Here is a 16,514-nt window from a genome sequence, read left to right on the forward strand (position 1 = left end):
TGCCATAAACTTCGGCGTACTCCAAAAGTTCGCCTTTGGCAATCATATCCTGCACTTCGGGAACGGTTTTGAAGAAATAGTTAACGCCGTCCACTTCGCCGTTACGAGGTTGGCGGGTGGTTACGGAAATGGAATAGCCCAAATCGGGCAGGCGGTCACGCAGCATTTGGCAGATAGTGCCCTTGCCTGCGCCGGAAGGTCCGGATACGACCAAAAGCACTCCCTTGGGAGTTACATTTTCTTTTTGGTTAGCCATTTTACTACTCCTCATCCTCTGTATCATTTTGGGTCAAACGGTTGGCAACGGTTTCCGGTTGCACCGCGGACAGCAGGATATGACCGCTATCGGTCACTACGACGGCACGGGTACGACGGCCATAGGTGGCGTCGATGAGCAGTCCCTTGTCGCGAGCCTCTTGGATAATGCGCTTAATAGGCGCTGATTCCGGGCTGATAATGGCAATAATGCGGTTAGCGGCAACCACATTGCCGAAGCCGATATTAATAAGCTTGATGTCCACGGCCTTTGCCCCCTTTATTCAATGTTCTGGATTTGTTCTCTAATCTTTTCGATTTCCGCCTTAATTTCTACCACGATCTGTGCCAAAGTGTAGTCATTAGCCTTGGAAGCAATGGTGTTGGCTTCGCGGTTGAACTCTTGAATCAAGAAGTCCAGCTTGCGTCCTACAGGTTGGTCGGAAGCGATAATAGTCTTGAATTGCTTAATGTGGCTCTTCAAGCGGACGATTTCTTCAGTAATGCTGGTGCGGTCAGCAAAAATAGCAACTTCCTGCAGCAAGCGCTCCGGCTCCACAGTAATGTTGTGGTCTGCCAGCAGGTTGGTCAGGCGCTCGCTTAGCTTAGCTTGGTATTCAGCCACCACTTGGGGAGAACGCTCTTCAATCAGCGCCAGTTTTTCTGCAATCAGGTCAGCACGGTAGATAAAGTCGCCGTAGATATTGCCGCCTTCGGTCTCACGCATAGCCACCAAGTTCTTCAATGCTTGTTGCAGGGCGATTTCTACCTTAGGCCAAACGCTTTCTACATCAAAGAAACCTTCTTTAACATTGATTACGTCTTGGCAACGGGCAATATTCATAATTTCGGCAGCAGGGTTGATGCCTGCATCCTTAGCGCCGATGGCTTCACCAATCTCCAGCAATGCTTTGTGATAGGCAGCAGCCAAATTTTTATCAACTTTCAGAGTGCAGTTGCCGCTAACGGTGTAATCAGCATTGATGAACACATCAATACGGCCACGGTTGACGGTCTTCAAAATAGTTTTGCGGATGCGGTCCTCCACCGGGTTCAAGAAACGGGGCAGACGGATTGCGACTTCGTTATAACGATGGTTTACGGTTTTCATTTCCACAGTGATAGAAAAATCTTGATCTTCGTATTCACCACGGCCAAAACCGGTCATGCTCTTTAACACAAGCTTCCTCCTGTCTCCACAAAAGTGGATTACTTTGTACAAATCATATTCAGTAATAGATAAGCAACACAGTTAAATTCTTATCTTGAAAAGTTATTATACCACAAATCGCCACCAATTTCACCATTTTTCTTTAGTTTTCTGCGTTTTGCTGTACTAACGCTCCATGTTAGAGTATAATAGAGAGCATAATGGAGGTACATTATGAATCTCGAAGGACTTACACTAAAATTAGTTACCGATAAATTGAACCGTGAACTGTTAGGCTCCAAGATTTACAAAGTCTTTATGCCTACGCCCCACGCTGTACTGCTTTTGGTCAAGCGCGCCCAAGACACCACGGCATTGTTAGCGGATATGAACGGCGGCAGCCCTGCCCTGTACATCCCCGAACGCCTGCCGGAGAACCCGGAAACGCCGCCCAGTTTCTGTATGCTGCTGCGTAAGCATCTGGAGGAAGGACGCATCACCAAAATCAGCCAAAGCGGCTTGGACCGTATTATTACACTAGAAATCGATATGCTGGGCCAGTCCAGTAAGATTATTACCAAAAAGCTTATTTTCGAACTGACGGGCAAGAACAGCAATATTATTCTTGCCCAGGATGATGTGATTACGGATAGCTTAAAGCACATTGGTGCTACCCAAAACAGCTACCGCGTGGTGCTCCCAGGCAAAGAGTACGTGGCGCCCCCGCCTCAGGACGGCTTGAATATTTTGACCGCCGTCCCTGCGGACATCGTCGCCACTGCCAACGCCCTCCCCGCCGCCAACTTTAGCAAAGCTTTAGTCAGCGCCACCACAGGCATCGGCAAAGCCACCTGCAGCGAACTTTTAGCCGCCGCGGACATTCTGCCCCAAACCGTGCGTTTGGAGGATGGCGAAGCCAAAGGGCTTACAGAAGTTATTTTCCAACTACAAAAGCACTTGGCCGATGACGGCGACAAAAAAGTTTATGCCCTCGTCAGCAGAACCAATCAAGTCAAAACTATTCTGACCATGGCGCCCCATGTTTTAGAGCAGGGCATGACCGTGCGGGAATTTGACGACATCAACAGCGCCATCTGCTTTGCCATGAGCCTGCGCCCTATCCAACTGCCCCAGCATGAACTGCTGCAAAAGCTGGTGACGGCGGAGATTGCCAAACTGCGGAAGAAGGAGCAGGCATTGGAGAAAGATTTGGACAACGCTGCCGATGCGGAAAAGCAGCGCATGCTGGCGGACACCATTATGGCCAACATCTACCAAATCAAAAAAGGCCAGCAACAGGCTGACCTAATCAATATTTATGACGGTGAACCTGTGCGCATCACCTTGAACCCCATTCTGAGCCCTACGGAAAACGCCCAAGCCTACTACAAGCGCTACAATAAATATAAACGCGCCCAAAAGGAAGTTATGGTGCAGCTGGAAAATACGGAAGAAATGCTCCAATATCTGGCGAGCCTGGATTCCTCCCTGCTTACTGCCACCACTAAAAACGAGGTGGAAGAAATCCGTCAGGAAATGATTGGCGCCGGACTTATTAAAGTCGTAGGCAAGAAGAAGTTGAAAAGCAATCTGCCCAAGTCCCAGCCTCTGCACCTGCGCATCAGCGAAGAAACGGACCTCTACATTGGCAAGAACAATAAGCAGAACGATTACGTTACCTTTACCATTGGCGGACCTAAAGATTTATGGCTCCACACCAAAGATATCCCCGGCTCCCATGTTATTATCAAATGCGCTCTGCCGGAAGTACCGGAGCAGGACCTGCAGCTGGCAGTGGAGATTGCCGCCTACTTTAGCAAAGCACGGGAAGGCAGCCAAGTGCCTGTGGACTGCGTCCAACGCCGTTACGTGAAAAAGCCTGCAGGCAGCAAGCCCGGTTTCGTCATCTTCACTAACCAAAAAACTTATTACACCACTCCCGATGCCCAAAAACTGGCACCCTATTTACCATAAATTCAAGGAGGCTCTAAAAATATTATGTCCATAGAAAAAGTACGCGCCTATATGCGCCAATTTAACGCCCAAGACCGCATTATCGAATTTGCCACCAGCAGTGCTACCGTAGAACTGGCAGCCCAAGCTGCAGGCTGCGAACCTGCCCGCATTGCCAAAACCCTTTCCTTCAAGCTCCACGATGACAGCTGCATCCTCATTGTGGCAGCAGGCGACGCCAAAGTGGATAACAGCAAATACAAGCATTTCTTCGGCTGCAAAGCCAAAATGCTCAGTGCAGAAGAAGTGGAGCCCCTGATTGGCCACGCCATTGGCGGTGTGTGCCCCTTCGGTATTAACGAAAACGTCAAGACTTATTTGGATATTTCCTTAAAACGCTTTACCACCTTCTTCCCTGCCTGCGGTAGCCATAACAGCGCCATTGAAGTCACCCCGGAAGAACTGGAGCAGTATTCCTCCAACTGCCAAGGCTGGGTAGACTTGTGCAAAGGTTGGCAGGAATAAAATACATTAACATACAAAAAAGCTTACGCAGACTTTTTAGATCTACGTAAGCTTTTCTTTTGCGCAAAATTTTATTTTACCATGCCATATGCTTTCAGCACTTCGTCCAGCTCTGCTTCGTCCTCTGCGCTAATGCGGGTCAGAGGCAGGCGGGGATCGCCAACATCAATACCGGTAACTTTGGTTACAGCAGCTTTGATGGGAATGGGATTAGATTCTACAAATACACATTTTGCCAGCGGAACCATCTTCTTATTCAGCTCTGCGGCATCATGGACGCGGCCTTCGCTGTACGCCTGCATCAAATCTTGCAGGATACGGCCGTTGCAGTTAGCCAGTACGGAAATCAAACCGCAAGCGCCTACGGCCATAAAAGGCAGAATCAAACCGTCATCGCCGCTGTACAGAGATACACGCTCCGGCAGAACGCGGTACAGCTCTGCAGCCTGAGCAACACTGCCTGCAGCTTCTTTTACAGCTACGATATTGTCAAAATCATTAGCCAAACGGGCAATAGTTGCAGGAGCGATGTTGGAACCGGTACGTCCGGGAACATTATATACAATGATAGGAATCTTTACAGCTTTAGCAACTGCTGCAAAGTGTTCGTAGTAGCCTTCTTGGGTAGGTTTGTTGTAATAAGGGCCTACAACCAAAAGACCGTCTACGCCGCAAGCTTCCATCTTCTTCGCCAAATCAACGGTGCTGGCGGTGCAGTTGGTGCCTGCGCCTGCTACGATGGGAGCACGACCATCAATATGCTTAACGATGGTTTCCATAAATTTGATTTTTTCGTCCATGTCCATGGTGGCAGCTTCGCCGGTGGAACCTTCAATAACCAAAGCATCGGTGCCGTTAGCCAAGAGCCAATCTGCCAGCTTGCAGCCAGCTTCGTAATTAACACTGCCGTCCTCGCAGAAGGGAGTTACCATTGCAGTTAAAAGTCTACCAAAATAGGGTTTCATCATATACACCTCTTTATAATTTGAAAGCTTGATGGAGAGCAGTAACTGCTTCTACCAAATGTTCTTCTTTAATAATTGCAGAAATTGTGGTATCGGAGTCTACAGTTTGCAGGATGGCGATGTTCTTAGCGGCCAAAGCAGCTACGAAATTAGCCATAATGCCAGGCACACCGCGCATAGCGCTGCCTACTACGGAAACCTTAGCGCAGCCTTCGTTGCAGACGTATTTAAAACCGGTTTCTTCCAATACTTTGCGGGTATGCTCTACGTCCGGAGTGAATACGGCAAACATAGCTTCCTTTTCGGACAGGTTGAGGCAGCCTACGCTGATGCCTGCATCTGCCAAATCTTCAAACAGGTTGCGGCCTGCAGCAAATTCGCTGGGATTCAACTCAATGCGGAATTGTGCCAAATCGTTCAGGTTAGCTACGCCGCTGGCGCAGTTTTCGTGAATAGCAACCTCGCTGCCGTTGCGGCGGCCACCGCTTTCGCTGGTGATAAGAGTGCCGGGGCAATCGCTAAAGGTGGATTTTACGTACATGGGAATGTTGCTGCCCATGGCGATTTCTACAGCGCGGGGGTGGATAACCTTAGCACCGTTGTATGCCATTTGGCAAACCTCCGCATAGGAAATCTGCTCCAAAATATTGGCTTCTTTGACCAAGCGCGGGTCAGCAGTCATAATGCCTTCCACGTCGGTATAAATCTCTACAAATTCAGCCTTCAGGGCTGCGCCCAAAGCTGCTGCAGAAGTGTCGCTGCCGCCGCGGCCTAAGGTAGTAAACTTAAAGTTGTTTTCCGTCATACCTTGGAAGCCGCAAACTACGGGGATAATGCCGGACTCCAGCAGGTGCATCAGATTGGAAACATTGATGTTCTTAATGCGTGCTGCACCAAATTGGGAGTCGGTCATAATGCCTGCCTGGCCACCGGTAAGCGCCATAGCGTTGATGCCGTATTTTTGCAAGGTTGCTGCCATTACGCAGGAGGAAATAATTTCACCGCAGCACATGAGCATATCCATCTCACGTACATTGACGGACAGGTTTACGGATTTTAAAGTATCAATCAAAGTGTCGGTAGCATAAGGTGCGCCCTTGCGCCCCATAGCAGATACGACTACCACCGGGGAATAACCGTTGCGGATGGCCTGCTGCACTTTGTTTTTTACGGCAATGCGGGCTTCTTCGCTGGCAACGGAGGTGCCGCCGAATTTTTGGACTATAATCTTCATGGAAATCTCCCCTTCTCTATTGGCTCGGCAGTGGATCAAATCCAGCCGTTTTTAATCATAACTTCTGCAATCTGCAGAGTGTTCAAGGCTGCGCCCTTACGGATCTGGTCGCCAACTACCCACAGGTTGAAGGTGTTGGGGTTGGATTCGTCGCGGCGGAGACGGCCTACATAGCAATCGTATTTTTCAGAAGTGTACAAAGGCATGGGATAAACCTGGTTTTGCGGGTCATCCATCATTTGTACGCCCGGGAAAGCGTCGATAGCTTTAGCCATTTCTGCCAAATCCAGATCATGCTCGAATTCGATGTTGACGGATTCGCTGTGGCTGCGGTATACAGGCACACGGACGGTGGTTGCAGTAATACGCATTTCGTCATCATGCATAATCTTCTTGGTTTCGTTAACCATCTTCATTTCTTCCTTAGTATACAGGTTGTCCAAGAAGACGTCGATTTGGGGAATCAGGTTGAAAGCGATGGGATAATGCTTAGCCAAGGATGCGGAAGGCAGAATATGGGCTTCCATTTCGCGACCTTCGCTGTAAGCTTTAGCTTGGTTGGTCAGCTCGTCGATACCTTCCTTGCCTGCACCGGAAACAGCTTGGTAGGTGCTTACTACGATACGTTTGATACGTGCCAAATCGTACAACGGTTTCAGCGCCATAACCATGATGATGGTGGAGCAGTTGGGGTTAGCGATAATGCCTTTATGTTTCAGGATATCTTCCGGGTTAACTTCGGGAACAACCAGGGGAACTTCCGGGTCCATACGGAAGGTGCTGGAGTTATCAATTACTACGGCGCCTGCTTTAACAGCGTAGGGAGCAAATTCCTTGGAAATGCTGCCACCTGCAAACAGGGCGATGTCGATGCCTTCAAAGGAGTCCTTCGTAGCTTCTTGGACTACGTAGGTTTTACCCATGAACGGGATTTCTTTGCCTGCACTGCGTTTGGAAGCCAGCAGGCGCAGTTCTGCGAACGGGAAATTACGTTCTTCAATCAATTTTAAGAATTCGGTACCAACTGCACCGGTTGCGCCTAAAATTGCTACATTATACTTTTTCATAATCTCGTCCCCCTCATTCAGCCTTAGAGTAATTGGTCCAGGCCGTATACCAGACCGGTTCTGTCGATAATCTTACGGCAGCCCAGTGCCACACCGGGCATATAGCATTCACGGTTTACAGGGTCGGTGCTGATGTGCAGTGTTTCGCCCTGACCACCGAAGATAACTTCTTGGGAAGCAACGTAGCCCGGAAGGCGGATGCTGTGAATCTTCATGCCTTCAAAATCAGCGCCGCGTGCGCCCGCCATAGTTTCTTTTTCATCGGGATGGCCTTGGTGCATAGCCTTGCGTACTTCCGCAATCTTTTGAGCGGTGATGATGGCAGTACCGGAAGGTGCATCCAGTTTATTATCGTGATGTTTTTCGATGATTTCTACATTGGGGAAGTATTTAGCAGCTTCGCAAGCCAGCTTCATCATTACTACTGCGCCCAGTGCGAAGTTGGGAGCAATGAGGAGAGAAGTATTGTTGGCTTTTGCCAATTCATCCAGCTCCGCCAAGTCTGCATCGCTGAAACCGGTGGTGCCAACTACAGCGTGCACGCCCAAGGGAAGCATTTTGCGCAGGCTGCCCATTACTACGTCCGGACGGGTAAAGTCCACTACAACCTGGGGTTTAGTTGCTTCAATAGCTGCTACCAGATCGGTGCTAACCTTTACGCCTTCGCCCAAGGGAACTACGCCCTCTTTAATATCTACAGCGCCTACCAGTTCCAAGTCCGCTTCGGACCAAACTTTTTTGCAAACTTCGCTGCCCATACGGCCCAATGCGCCGTTTACCAGAACACGAATCATGAAATCCACTCCTTACATTATAAAAAAACCGTTGAGATAGCTCTAGATATCTCAACGGCAAGCATGTCAATACATACCATAGCTGAGATAGCTCTCCGCTGCGACTGCAGCGACAGTCCGGCAGCTTTCACTGACGGCCCAGCACAGCAGCATGGCTGCCACTGCACTTCGGCGTAAGCCCTTTCCTCTGCTTCCTCGCTCCCGCTCCACAGATTACTGATGCCTTCCGCGCCTCTATCCTCGGGAAGCACACCGTCGTACTTCCTAATGGCTTGTTATTAAGCATTATTCTATTACTATTATCTCACTTTGTCAAACAAAAATCTTTAACATGCATTTAAACTTTACAAAATGTAAAGGTATTTACATATTTCTTGTCAAAGCGTACATTTTTACTTGCTAGTGCTGCCGAAACCGCCGCCACGTACTGCCTTTTCCGTATCGCCGTCGCCATCTGCTACCAAGTAGTTGTAGAAAATGCCTTGGGCAACGCGTTCCCCTTTGGGCAGGGTAATGGGTGCTTCGCCCATGTTCAGCAGCGCCAGCATAATGTGGCCTTCGTTGTCCTCGTTATTGTAATAGTCCGCATCGATAATGCCCACATTGTTCACCAGCATAATGTGCTTCTTCACTGCCATGCTGCTGCGGATGTGCATACCCAGGTACTCGCCGCCCTGCATGTACGCTTTTACGCCTGTGGGTACCAGCTGCAGCTTGCCCGGCTCCAGTGTCACTGCTTCCGGCAGGCAGAAGTCGTAGCCTGCGCTAAGCTGGGTCTTACGCTCCGGCATGGGGAAATCGACATCCATATATTTCGTAATTTTTTCAAAACCTCTAGTTCGCATAATGTATCTCCTTTACAAAAAAGGCTCTCCCTGCGGAGAGCCTTTTTATTTTAAAGCTTATTTTTGCATACCTTTCATCAGCACTGCTTTGCGGGACAGGTTGATGCGGCCTTTGTTGTCGATTTCGGTAACCTTAACAACGATTTCGTCGCCAACGGAAACTACGTCTTCAACTTTTTCTACACGTTCGGTGGACAGTTGGGAAATATGTACCAAGCCTTCCTTGCCGGGCAGAATTTCCACAAATGCGCCAAAGTTCATCAGGCGGGTAACTTTACCGGTGTAAACTTTGCCAACTTCTGCTTCAGCGGTAATGCCGTTGATCATGTCGATTGCTTTGTAAGCAGCGTCGCTGTTTACAGCAGCGATAAAGATGCGGCCGGTATCGTCAATATCGATCTTAGCGCCGGTTTCATCAACAATCTTCTTGATGGTTTTGCCGCCAGGGCCGATAACCTTAGCGATCTTATCGGGATCAACATGGATGGTAGTAATCTTGGGAGCATATTTGGACAGCTCTTTGCGAGGTTCACTGATGCATTCCATCATTTTGCCCATGATGAATTCGCGACCGCGTTTAGCTTGTGCCAAAGCTTGGGTGAAGATATCTTTGTTGATACCGTCAATCTTAATATCCATTTGGATAGCGGTGATACCGTGTTCAGTACCTGCTACTTTAAAGTCCATATCGCCGAGAGCATCTTCCAAGCCTTGGATATCGGTCAGAATGGTGAAGTAGTCGCCATCTTTTACCAAGCCCATAGCAACGCCTGCTACAGGAGCTTTAATGGGCACGCCTGCATCCATCAAGGACAGGGTGCTTGCGCATACGGAGCCCATGGAGGAAGAACCGTTGGATTCCAAAACTTCGGATACCAGACGGATTGCGTACGGGAACTCTTCTTCGGAAGGAATAACGGGTTTCAAAGCGCGTTCTGCCAATGCGCCATGACCGATTTCACGACGGCCGGGGCTGCGCAGAGGTTTGGTTTCGCCTACGGAATAAGGCGGGAAGTTATAGTGGTGGATATAGCGTTTGGTTTCTTCTGCACCAAGGCCGTCCAGGATTTGTGCTTCACGCAGGGGAGCCAAAGCCAAAACGTTCAGGATTTGGGTTTGACCACGGGTGAACAAGGAGCTGCCATGGGGACGAGCCAGCAGGCCAACTTCGCAGGTTACAGGACGTACTTCGTCCAGTTGACGGCCGTCAGGACGGATCTTGTCAACGGAAATGGTACGGCGAACGATCTTCTTAACCAGTTTTTGGGTAACATAAGCAACGTCTTTAGCGTTGTCAGGATATTTCTCCAGGAATACTTCGGCGATTTCAGCTTTAACTTTAGCAACGTTTTCTTCACGTTCCAGTTTGTTAGCATCCATCAGAGCGTCTTTCAGCTTTTGAGCGCCGTAAGCTTCGATTTCTTCAACCAGTTCTGCAGGAGGAGCGTAGAAAGGAACTTCCATTTTTTCTTTGCCGATTTCAGCAACGATTTTTTCTTGGAATTCTACCAATTCCTTGATTACGCCATGGCCGAACCAGATTGCGTCCAGCATGGTTTCTTCGGATACTTCCTTAGCACCTGCTTCTACCATCAGGATTGCGTCCTTGGTACCTGCAACAGCCAGGTTCAGTTCGCTTACCTTTGCTTGTTCAACGGTGGGGTTGATGATGAATTCGCCATCAATCAAACCAACGCGAACGCCGGCGATGGGGCCTTCAAAAGGAATATCGGAAATGGACAGTGCGCAGGATGCGCCCAACATAGCGGGCATGTCGGGAGCGTTGTCCGGGTCAACGGAAACGGCGGTAGCAACGATTTGTACGTCGTTGTGGTAGCCTTCGGGGAACATAGGACGGATAGGACGGTCGATCAAGCGGCTGGTCAGGATTGCCTGCTCGCTGGGACGGCCTTCACGTTTAATAAAGCCGCCGGGGATTTTGCCCACAGCGTACATTTTTTCTTCAAAGTCAACGGTCAAAGGGAAGAAGTCTACACCCTCACGCGGTGTCTTGGTGCCGGTTACGGCAACTACTACGGCAGTGTCGCCATAGCGTACTAATACAGCGCCATTTGCTTGTTTTGCAATCTTGCCGGCTTCAATGGTCAAGGTTCTGCCGCCAAGGTTCATGCTGTAGCTATGCATATCTTTATGCCTCCTATTCTTTTTTCACACATTGTGTACCCGTATATTCTATCACAAGCGTAGTAAAATTGCACGATTTTTAACAAAAAATTTTCATGGACTTAACTTAGAGATGCAGTTGACGTACCTTGCAAAATGTGCCGATTATGCTACAATATAAATACAAAGGCACCCGCCCACAGTGAAGTGAACCCACTTTACGTTTCACCTTCAGTATAGCAAAAACAGATAGTTTTGCATAGAAAAAGGAGAACTGCAAAACAAAACCCCCGCACACCATTGGTGTACGGGGGTAATTTTTTTAGCTATACAGTTATTCGCCAGCCTTTTTGCCACGAAGGAAGAGCCACAAGGGACCTGCCAAGAAAGTGGAAGTATAGGCACCGCTAGAGAAGCCAACCAACATCGCAAAGGAGAAGTTGCGGATGGTTTCGCCGCCCCACAGGAAGATAGCGACAATAGCAAACAGAGAGGTACCTACAGTGTAGATGCTGCGGGCCATGGTCTGCCAAATACTGTTGTCGATCATATCAGTGAGGCTTTCGCTACGACGATGAATCTTCAGGTTCTCGCGGATACGGTCGAAAATAACGATGGTACCGTTAATGGAGTAGCCTACTACCGTCAAAAGCGCTGCTACGAAAGAAGAATCCAGTTCCATGTGGAACAGGGAGAAATAGCTCAAAGTTACGCTAACGTCAATAATCAAAGCGATAATCGCTGCAATAGCAAACTTGAACTCAAAACGCATGGTGATATAAGCAATCATCAGGAACCAAGAAAGAACGATTGCCAGCACTGCCTGTTGAATCAGCTCGCCACCAACAGTTGCGCCAACGTTTTCTACACGTTGGATTTCAAACTCGCCCAGCTTGCCCTTCAAATTATCCATTACCGCACGACGTTGTTCGTCATCAATAACACCGGTACGGATAAGCACGCCCTTAGCCTCTTTAACATTAGCATCGCTGCTTTCCAATTGGATAATGCTGTTGCCCAGATTATGTTCCTTCAACACATCACGAACTTCAGCAACAGCTACAGGACGTTGGAAGTTCAAGTCCATAATACTGCCGCCGGTAAAGTCAATGCCCAGATTGAAACCACGGACAATCATGGAGCCGAAGCCTACCAGCAAGAAGATAATGGTAATAGCAAAGAACAGTTTATAATTCTTAACAATGGAGAATTTACGCATTATTTAGCCACCCCCTGAGTATCAGCCGGTTTGGGCGCGCTGGCACCAAAGAAGGCGGGATTTTTAGTGAAATTGGAGTATACCAGGAAACGCAGCAGGAACTTAGTTACAGTTACTGCAGTGAACATACTGAGCAAAGTACCTAAAGCCAAGGTAACAGCAAAGCCCTTGATAGGACCGGTGCCCAGATAGAACAGTACGGCTGCTGCCATCAAAGTGGTAATATTGGAGTCAAGGATGGTGATAATTGCACGGCTGAAACCTGCGTCCATAGCGCTGCGCAAAGTTTTACCCTTCTTAACTTCTTCCTTGAAACGTTCAAAAATCAATACGTTAGCGTCAACCGCCATACCAACGGACAGGATGATACCTGCAATACCCGGCAGAGTCAAAGTTGCGCCCAAATAACGCATTACCAGCAGCAACAGCATTACGTACAGCAACAGCGCAATGTCTGCTACAATACCGCTCAAACGGTAGAACAGCAGCATGAAGACAAATACGCCTGCAATACCGATGGCAAAAGCTTTGATGCTCTTATCCTTGGAGTCTTGGCCTAAGGTAGGACCAACGGTACGATTTTCTAAGACTTCAATCTTTACGGGCAGGCTGCCGCTACGCAGCAGGATTGCCAGATGTTCAGCCTCTTCCACACTGCGGGAGCCGGAAATTTGGGCTCTGCCGCCGGTGATAGCTTCTTGAACTACGGGAGCAGTCAGCACCTGACCATCAAGAACGATGGCGATCTGCTTGCCCACGTTACGGGCAGTCAGGTCAGCAAACTTTTTGCCGCCCTCATCGCTGAACTCCAAGCCAACTACAGCCTGATTGCCTTGGCTTACCTGTGCACGTGCATCTTTTAAATCACTACCGGTCATGACAACCTTGCCGTTAACATCTTTAAACTGCAGCATAGCAGTACGACCTAACATAGCAATTGCTTTTTCCGGATCCTTTACGCCGGGCAGTTCAACAATAATGCGGTCCTTGCCTTGACGTTGAATAACAGGCTCGGTCAGGCCCAGTTCGTTGACACGACGTTCAATAATTTTTACACTGCGGTTAACCGCATCATCATCCACCTTCAGTTCAGGTGTATCCACCGCCTGCAGGACAACGTGGGTACCGCCCTGTAAGTCCAGGCCCTGTTTGATGGAGTTCGCTAAGGGATTGATGTATACGCAGAAACCACCGATTATTGCCAAAGCGATAATCAGGAATTTCCCGAATTCATTCCAACGCAAAATAAATTCCTCCTTAATATTTGAGTTTAGTCTATAGTTAAAGCGGTTTAGGAATCAAGATTCCGCTTTCACTAACTATATAGTCCATAGGCACATCGTGAGCATCGCAGGGCAACGCTTCCTGCAGCAGTCCGTCATAGGCTACGCCCATAGTCACAGCCCCGGGAACTGCCGTCAAAAAGCGGTCATAATAACCTGCCCCCATCCCCATCCTGCTGCCGTCGCGCCCGAAAGCTACGCCGGGCACCAGCACTAGGTCTATCCCTTCCGGAGCTACCTGCACTAGCGGTTGCCGTACAGTACGAATGCCGTAGCGGTCTAAAACAAAATCATCAAGATTTTGAATCAGCGCCGGCACAAACTCCGTCGCAGAAATAATAAAGGGCACTGCCACCTGCTTGCCATCCGCCAAAGCCTGCCTTAGCACCTCATCCACGGACAACTCCCTGCCAAATGCCAAAAAGCCCATGATGCAACGTGCCTTGCGGTACGCATCACAGGCCAGAATATGGCGGGAAGCCTGCAGGCTGCTGTATGCGGCCTGCTCCAGAGAAAAAGTGTTGCGCAGCTTCTTGAGAGACTTGCGCAGCTCTATCTTCTCAGCCTCAGGACTCATATCAGGCATTCTTTGCGGGGTTTTGATGACCGCTGACAGCATTGCGGGCCATTTCAATCTCCACGCCTTCAGCAACCTGGATTTTTACTCTTTTTTCGGAAATAGCGGTAATCTTACCATAGATACCACCAATAGTAATAATTTCATCGCCTTCTTTTAAGCTGTTCAACAACTCTTGGCGTTTTTGTTGTTCCTTCTTTTGCGGGCGCCACAGCATAAAGTAGAAAATGCCGCCCATAAGGAAAAAGGGCCACAGGGAATTAAGTAAGGCCATTGTATCTCCGCCTTGCATATTCGCACCTCCATAATAAACGTAATAGTGTTATATTCTCTATTATACCCTAAAATCCTGTTATCCGCGATAATTTTGCAAGAATTTTTCCCGGAATTCGGGGAAAGTATCGTTAGCAATAGCCTGACGGATTTCACGAGTAAATTGCAACAGGAAATACAAGTTGTGGATGGACAGCAGACGCAGGCCGAAAATCTCTTCTGCTTTGAAAAGATGACGGATATAGGCTCTGCTGAAGTTGCGGCAAGCATAGCATTGGCAGCCTTCTTCAATGGGACGGAAATCTTCCGCATAAGTGGCATTGCGTACTACCAAACGACCGGTGTGGGTCATAGCGGTGCCGTTGCGCGCTACACGAGTGGGGAATACGCAGTCAAACATATCCACGCCCAGATTTACCGCTTCCACAATGCAGTCCGCCGTACCTACGCCCATAAGATAGCGTGCCTTATCCTTAGGCATCAGATGGGTGGTTTCGTTCAAAATATCGTACATCATGGGCTTGGGCTCGCCTACGGATAAACCGCCGATACCATAGCCTGCAAAGTCCAGCTCCGTCAGCTGCTCTACGCTCAGCTTGCGCAGCTCAGGATACATACCGCCTTGGACGATACCGAACATGGACTGATCCTCACGGGTGTGGGTGTCCAGGCAGCGCTTTGCCCAACGGGTAGTACGCTCCGTAGAGCGTTTAGCGTAGTCAAAATCCGCAGGATAAGGGATGCATTCATCAAAAGCCATGGCAATATCTGCGCCCAAGGCTTCCTGCACCTGGGTACTCACTTCGGGAGAAAGGAACTGCTTGCTGCCGTCGATGTGGGAGCGGAACATTACGCCTTCTTCCGTAATCTTGCGCATAGCGCCCAAGCTGAACACTTGGAAACCGCCGCTATCGGTAAGCATACCGCGCTCGTAATTCATAAATTTGTGCAAACCGCCTGCCTTGCGCACCAGCTCGTGACCGGGGCGCAGGAAGAGATGGTAGGTGTTGGACAAAATTACTTGGCTGCCCATATCATACAGTTCTTCCGGTGCCAAAGTCTTAACGGTGGCCTGGGTACCTACGGGCATGAACATGGGAGTTTCAAAAGTGCCGTGGGGAGTATGCAGTCTGCCTAAACGGGCACCGCTGCGGCTGCATTCTTTAATTAATTCATAAGTAACTGCGTGTGTCATAATAACTCCTTACGTAGTCAAAGCTTACTTATTCTTATCAACAATAAACATGGCATCGCCAAAGGAGAAGAAACGATATTTTTCTTCTACAGCAACTTTATAAGTGTCCAGCATAATCTCACGGGTGGATAATGCGGAAACAAGCATCAGCAAAGTGCTTTGGGGCAGATGGAAATTAGTTACCAAGGCGTCTACAAAACGGAACTTGTAACCGGGGTAGATAAAGATCTGAGTCCAATTGCCACCTGCGCGCATTACGCCGTCCGCACCTGCGGATTCCAAAGTGCGCACTGCCGTAGTGCCTACAGCAATAATACGACGTCCTTCCGCTTTAGCCTTGTTGATGGCGTCAGCTGCTTCCTGAGAAACAGTGTAGAACTCGCGGTGCATCTTGTGGTCTTCAATATTCGCTTCGCTTACCGGGCGGAAGGTGCCAAGGCCAACGTGCAAAGTAACGAAAACTTCCTCGCATCCCATATCCTTAATCTTCTGCAGCAGTTCTTTGGTAAAGTGCAAGCCTGCAGTAGGCGCAGCAGCGCTACCGCGTTCGCGGTTGTACACGGTCTGGTAGCGTTCCTTATCTTCCAAAGGAGCAGTAATATAAGGAGGCAGTGGTGTTTCGCCCAAGCGGTCCAGAATCTCTTCAAAAATACCCTCGTACTTAAAGCGGACAATACGACCACCGAAATCAGTGTGAGCAATAACTTCGCAGCTCAGCTCGTCGCTGAAATTGATTTTAGCACCAACCTGCAGCTTTTTACCGGGACGAACCAATACTTCCCAATCCGTAGCATCCTTACGGGTCAGCAGGAAAACTTCTACATGGGCGCCGGTGTCCTTGGTGCCATGGAGACGGGCGGGAATAACACGGGTATCATTGAACACCAACAGGTCGCCGGGACGTAGGTAGTCAGGCAGATCATAGAAATGCTTATGTTCAATTTCACCGGTGGTTTTGTCAACCACTAACAGTCGGGAATGGTCCCTAGGCTCCATAGGATGCTGAGCAATCAGCTCCTGGGGCAAATCGTAATTAAAATCTGTAACTAACATTT

Annotated in this window: 17 protein-coding genes and 1 riboswitch; of the genes, 2 read left to right on the plus strand and 15 right to left on the minus strand. The window is 49.0% G+C overall.

Going from position 1 to position 16,514, the window contains the following annotated elements:
• From ACJMM4_RS08240 to ACJMM4_RS08250, 3 genes are all read right to left on the minus strand, one after another.
• Nucleotides 1-256 (minus strand): guanylate kinase (locus tag ACJMM4_RS08240; RefSeq protein WP_405383965.1); only part of this gene is annotated, 256 nt, incomplete at its 3' end.
• Between the two features lie 4 nt (nucleotides 257-260).
• Nucleotides 261-521, minus strand: coding sequence for an extracellular matrix/biofilm regulator RemA (gene remA, locus ACJMM4_RS08245; protein WP_405380601.1), 261 nt, complete (start codon nucleotides 519-521; stop codon nucleotides 261-263).
• 14 nt (nucleotides 522-535) lie between these two features.
• Complete coding sequence (locus ACJMM4_RS08250) at nucleotides 536-1,435, minus strand: YicC/YloC family endoribonuclease (protein WP_405380603.1); 900 nt, start codon at nucleotides 1,433-1,435, stop codon at nucleotides 536-538.
• A 204-nt stretch (nucleotides 1,436-1,639) separates the two neighbouring features.
• Here ACJMM4_RS08250 and ACJMM4_RS08255 point away from each other — a divergent pair, with 204 nt between their 5' ends.
• Together ACJMM4_RS08255 and ACJMM4_RS08260 are read left to right on the plus strand one after the other, a co-directional pair.
• On the plus strand, nucleotides 1,640-3,379 hold the full coding sequence (locus tag ACJMM4_RS08255; RefSeq protein WP_405380605.1) for an NFACT family protein: 1,740 nt from the start codon (nucleotides 1,640-1,642) through the stop codon (nucleotides 3,377-3,379).
• 24 nt (nucleotides 3,380-3,403) lie between these two features.
• Entirely contained in the window at nucleotides 3,404-3,883 is a 480-nt protein-coding gene (locus ACJMM4_RS08260; RefSeq protein WP_405380607.1) for a YbaK/EbsC family protein, read from the plus strand.
• A gap of 71 nt (nucleotides 3,884-3,954) precedes the next feature.
• On the opposite strand, the gene dapA is transcribed toward ACJMM4_RS08260, so the two are convergent.
• From dapA to queA, 12 genes are all read right to left on the minus strand, one after another.
• The gene (gene dapA, locus ACJMM4_RS08265; protein ID WP_405380609.1) at nucleotides 3,955-4,851 is read right to left on the minus strand and encodes a 4-hydroxy-tetrahydrodipicolinate synthase; all 897 of its coding nucleotides are present in this window, start codon (nucleotides 4,849-4,851) and stop codon (nucleotides 3,955-3,957) included.
• 10 nt (nucleotides 4,852-4,861) lie between these two features.
• Nucleotides 4,862-6,082 carry an aspartate kinase gene (gene dapG, locus ACJMM4_RS08270; protein ID WP_405380610.1) on the minus strand — a complete coding sequence of 407 codons (1,221 nt, stop codon included), beginning with the start codon at nucleotides 6,080-6,082 and terminating at the stop codon, nucleotides 4,862-4,864.
• A gap of 35 nt (nucleotides 6,083-6,117) precedes the next feature.
• A complete protein-coding gene (locus tag ACJMM4_RS08275) occupies nucleotides 6,118-7,149 on the minus strand; it encodes an aspartate-semialdehyde dehydrogenase (protein ID WP_405380612.1) in 1,032 nt (343 codons plus the stop codon).
• Between the two features lie 23 nt (nucleotides 7,150-7,172).
• Nucleotides 7,173-7,943: a 4-hydroxy-tetrahydrodipicolinate reductase gene (gene dapB, locus ACJMM4_RS08280; protein WP_405380614.1), complete on the minus strand. Its 771-nt coding sequence runs from the start codon at nucleotides 7,941-7,943 to the stop codon at nucleotides 7,173-7,175.
• 80 nt (nucleotides 7,944-8,023) lie between these two features.
• Nucleotides 8,024-8,188, minus strand: a riboswitch (Lysine riboswitch).
• Between the two features lie 147 nt (nucleotides 8,189-8,335).
• Nucleotides 8,336-8,788 carry a dUTP diphosphatase gene (locus tag ACJMM4_RS08285; RefSeq protein ID WP_405380616.1) on the minus strand — a complete coding sequence of 151 codons (453 nt, stop codon included), beginning with the start codon at nucleotides 8,786-8,788 and terminating at the stop codon, nucleotides 8,336-8,338.
• A gap of 57 nt (nucleotides 8,789-8,845) precedes the next feature.
• On the minus strand, nucleotides 8,846-10,933 hold the full coding sequence (locus tag ACJMM4_RS08290) for a polyribonucleotide nucleotidyltransferase (RefSeq protein ID WP_405380618.1): 2,088 nt from the start codon (nucleotides 10,931-10,933) through the stop codon (nucleotides 8,846-8,848).
• Nucleotides 10,934-11,246: 313 nt separating this feature from the next.
• Nucleotides 11,247-12,131, minus strand: coding sequence for a protein translocase subunit SecF (gene secF, locus ACJMM4_RS08295; protein ID WP_405380620.1), 885 nt, complete (start codon nucleotides 12,129-12,131; stop codon nucleotides 11,247-11,249).
• Nucleotides 12,131-13,375, minus strand: coding sequence for a protein translocase subunit SecD (gene secD, locus ACJMM4_RS08300; RefSeq protein ID WP_405380622.1), 1,245 nt, complete (start codon nucleotides 13,373-13,375; stop codon nucleotides 12,131-12,133). Before secD ends, secF begins: the two co-directional genes overlap by 1 nt.
• 37 nt (nucleotides 13,376-13,412) lie before the next feature.
• Complete coding sequence (locus ACJMM4_RS08305; RefSeq protein ID WP_405380624.1) at nucleotides 13,413-13,991, minus strand: 5-formyltetrahydrofolate cyclo-ligase; 579 nt, start codon at nucleotides 13,989-13,991, stop codon at nucleotides 13,413-13,415.
• A gap of 1 nt (nucleotide 13,992) precedes the next feature.
• Nucleotides 13,993-14,265, minus strand: a complete 273-nt coding sequence (gene yajC, locus ACJMM4_RS08310; protein ID WP_405380625.1) for a preprotein translocase subunit YajC — start codon at nucleotides 14,263-14,265, stop codon at nucleotides 13,993-13,995.
• A gap of 78 nt (nucleotides 14,266-14,343) precedes the next feature.
• Entirely contained in the window at nucleotides 14,344-15,459 is a 1,116-nt protein-coding gene (gene tgt / locus ACJMM4_RS08315) for a tRNA guanosine(34) transglycosylase Tgt (protein WP_405380627.1), read from the minus strand.
• 24 nt (nucleotides 15,460-15,483) lie between these two features.
• Nucleotides 15,484-16,512 (minus strand): tRNA preQ1(34) S-adenosylmethionine ribosyltransferase-isomerase QueA, encoded by a 1,029-nt coding sequence (gene queA, locus ACJMM4_RS08320; protein ID WP_405380629.1) that lies wholly within the window; start codon nucleotides 16,510-16,512, stop codon nucleotides 15,484-15,486.
• Nucleotides 16,513-16,514 lie beyond the last annotated feature (2 nt).

The organism is Phascolarctobacterium sp. (assembly GCF_045124115.1).
Taxonomy (GTDB): Bacteria; Bacillota; Negativicutes; order Acidaminococcales; family Acidaminococcaceae; genus Phascolarctobacterium_A.

Excerpts from the sequence above, each read along its gene's own strand:
- ACJMM4_RS08260 (WP_405380607.1), top strand. The coding sequence starts at position 3,404 with ATGTCCATAGAAAAAGTACGCGCCTATATGCGCCAATTTAACGCCCAA.
- yajC (WP_405380625.1), bottom strand. The coding sequence starts at position 14,265 with ATGGCCTTACTTAATTCCCTGTGGCCCTTTTTCCTTATGGGCGGCATT.
- ACJMM4_RS08255 (WP_405380605.1), top strand. The coding sequence starts at position 1,640 with ATGAATCTCGAAGGACTTACACTAAAATTAGTTACCGATAAATTGAAC.
- ACJMM4_RS08275 (WP_405380612.1), bottom strand. The coding sequence starts at position 7,149 with ATGAAAAAGTATAATGTAGCAATTTTAGGCGCAACCGGTGCAGTTGGT.
- ACJMM4_RS08305 (WP_405380624.1), bottom strand. The coding sequence starts at position 13,991 with ATGAGTCCTGAGGCTGAGAAGATAGAGCTGCGCAAGTCTCTCAAGAAG.
- secF (WP_405380620.1), bottom strand. The coding sequence starts at position 12,131 with ATGCGTAAATTCTCCATTGTTAAGAATTATAAACTGTTCTTTGCTATT.
- dapA (WP_405380609.1), bottom strand. The coding sequence starts at position 4,851 with ATGATGAAACCCTATTTTGGTAGACTTTTAACTGCAATGGTAACTCCC.
- dapB (WP_405380614.1), bottom strand. The coding sequence starts at position 7,943 with ATGATTCGTGTTCTGGTAAACGGCGCATTGGGCCGTATGGGCAGCGAA.
- tgt (WP_405380627.1), bottom strand. The coding sequence starts at position 15,459 with ATGACACACGCAGTTACTTATGAATTAATTAAAGAATGCAGCCGCAGC.
- queA (WP_405380629.1), bottom strand. The coding sequence starts at position 16,512 with ATGTTAGTTACAGATTTTAATTACGATTTGCCCCAGGAGCTGATTGCT.
- ACJMM4_RS08285 (WP_405380616.1), bottom strand. The coding sequence starts at position 8,788 with ATGCGAACTAGAGGTTTTGAAAAAATTACGAAATATATGGATGTCGAT.
- ACJMM4_RS08290 (WP_405380618.1), bottom strand. The coding sequence starts at position 10,933 with ATGCATAGCTACAGCATGAACCTTGGCGGCAGAACCTTGACCATTGAA.
- dapG (WP_405380610.1), bottom strand. The coding sequence starts at position 6,082 with ATGAAGATTATAGTCCAAAAATTCGGCGGCACCTCCGTTGCCAGCGAA.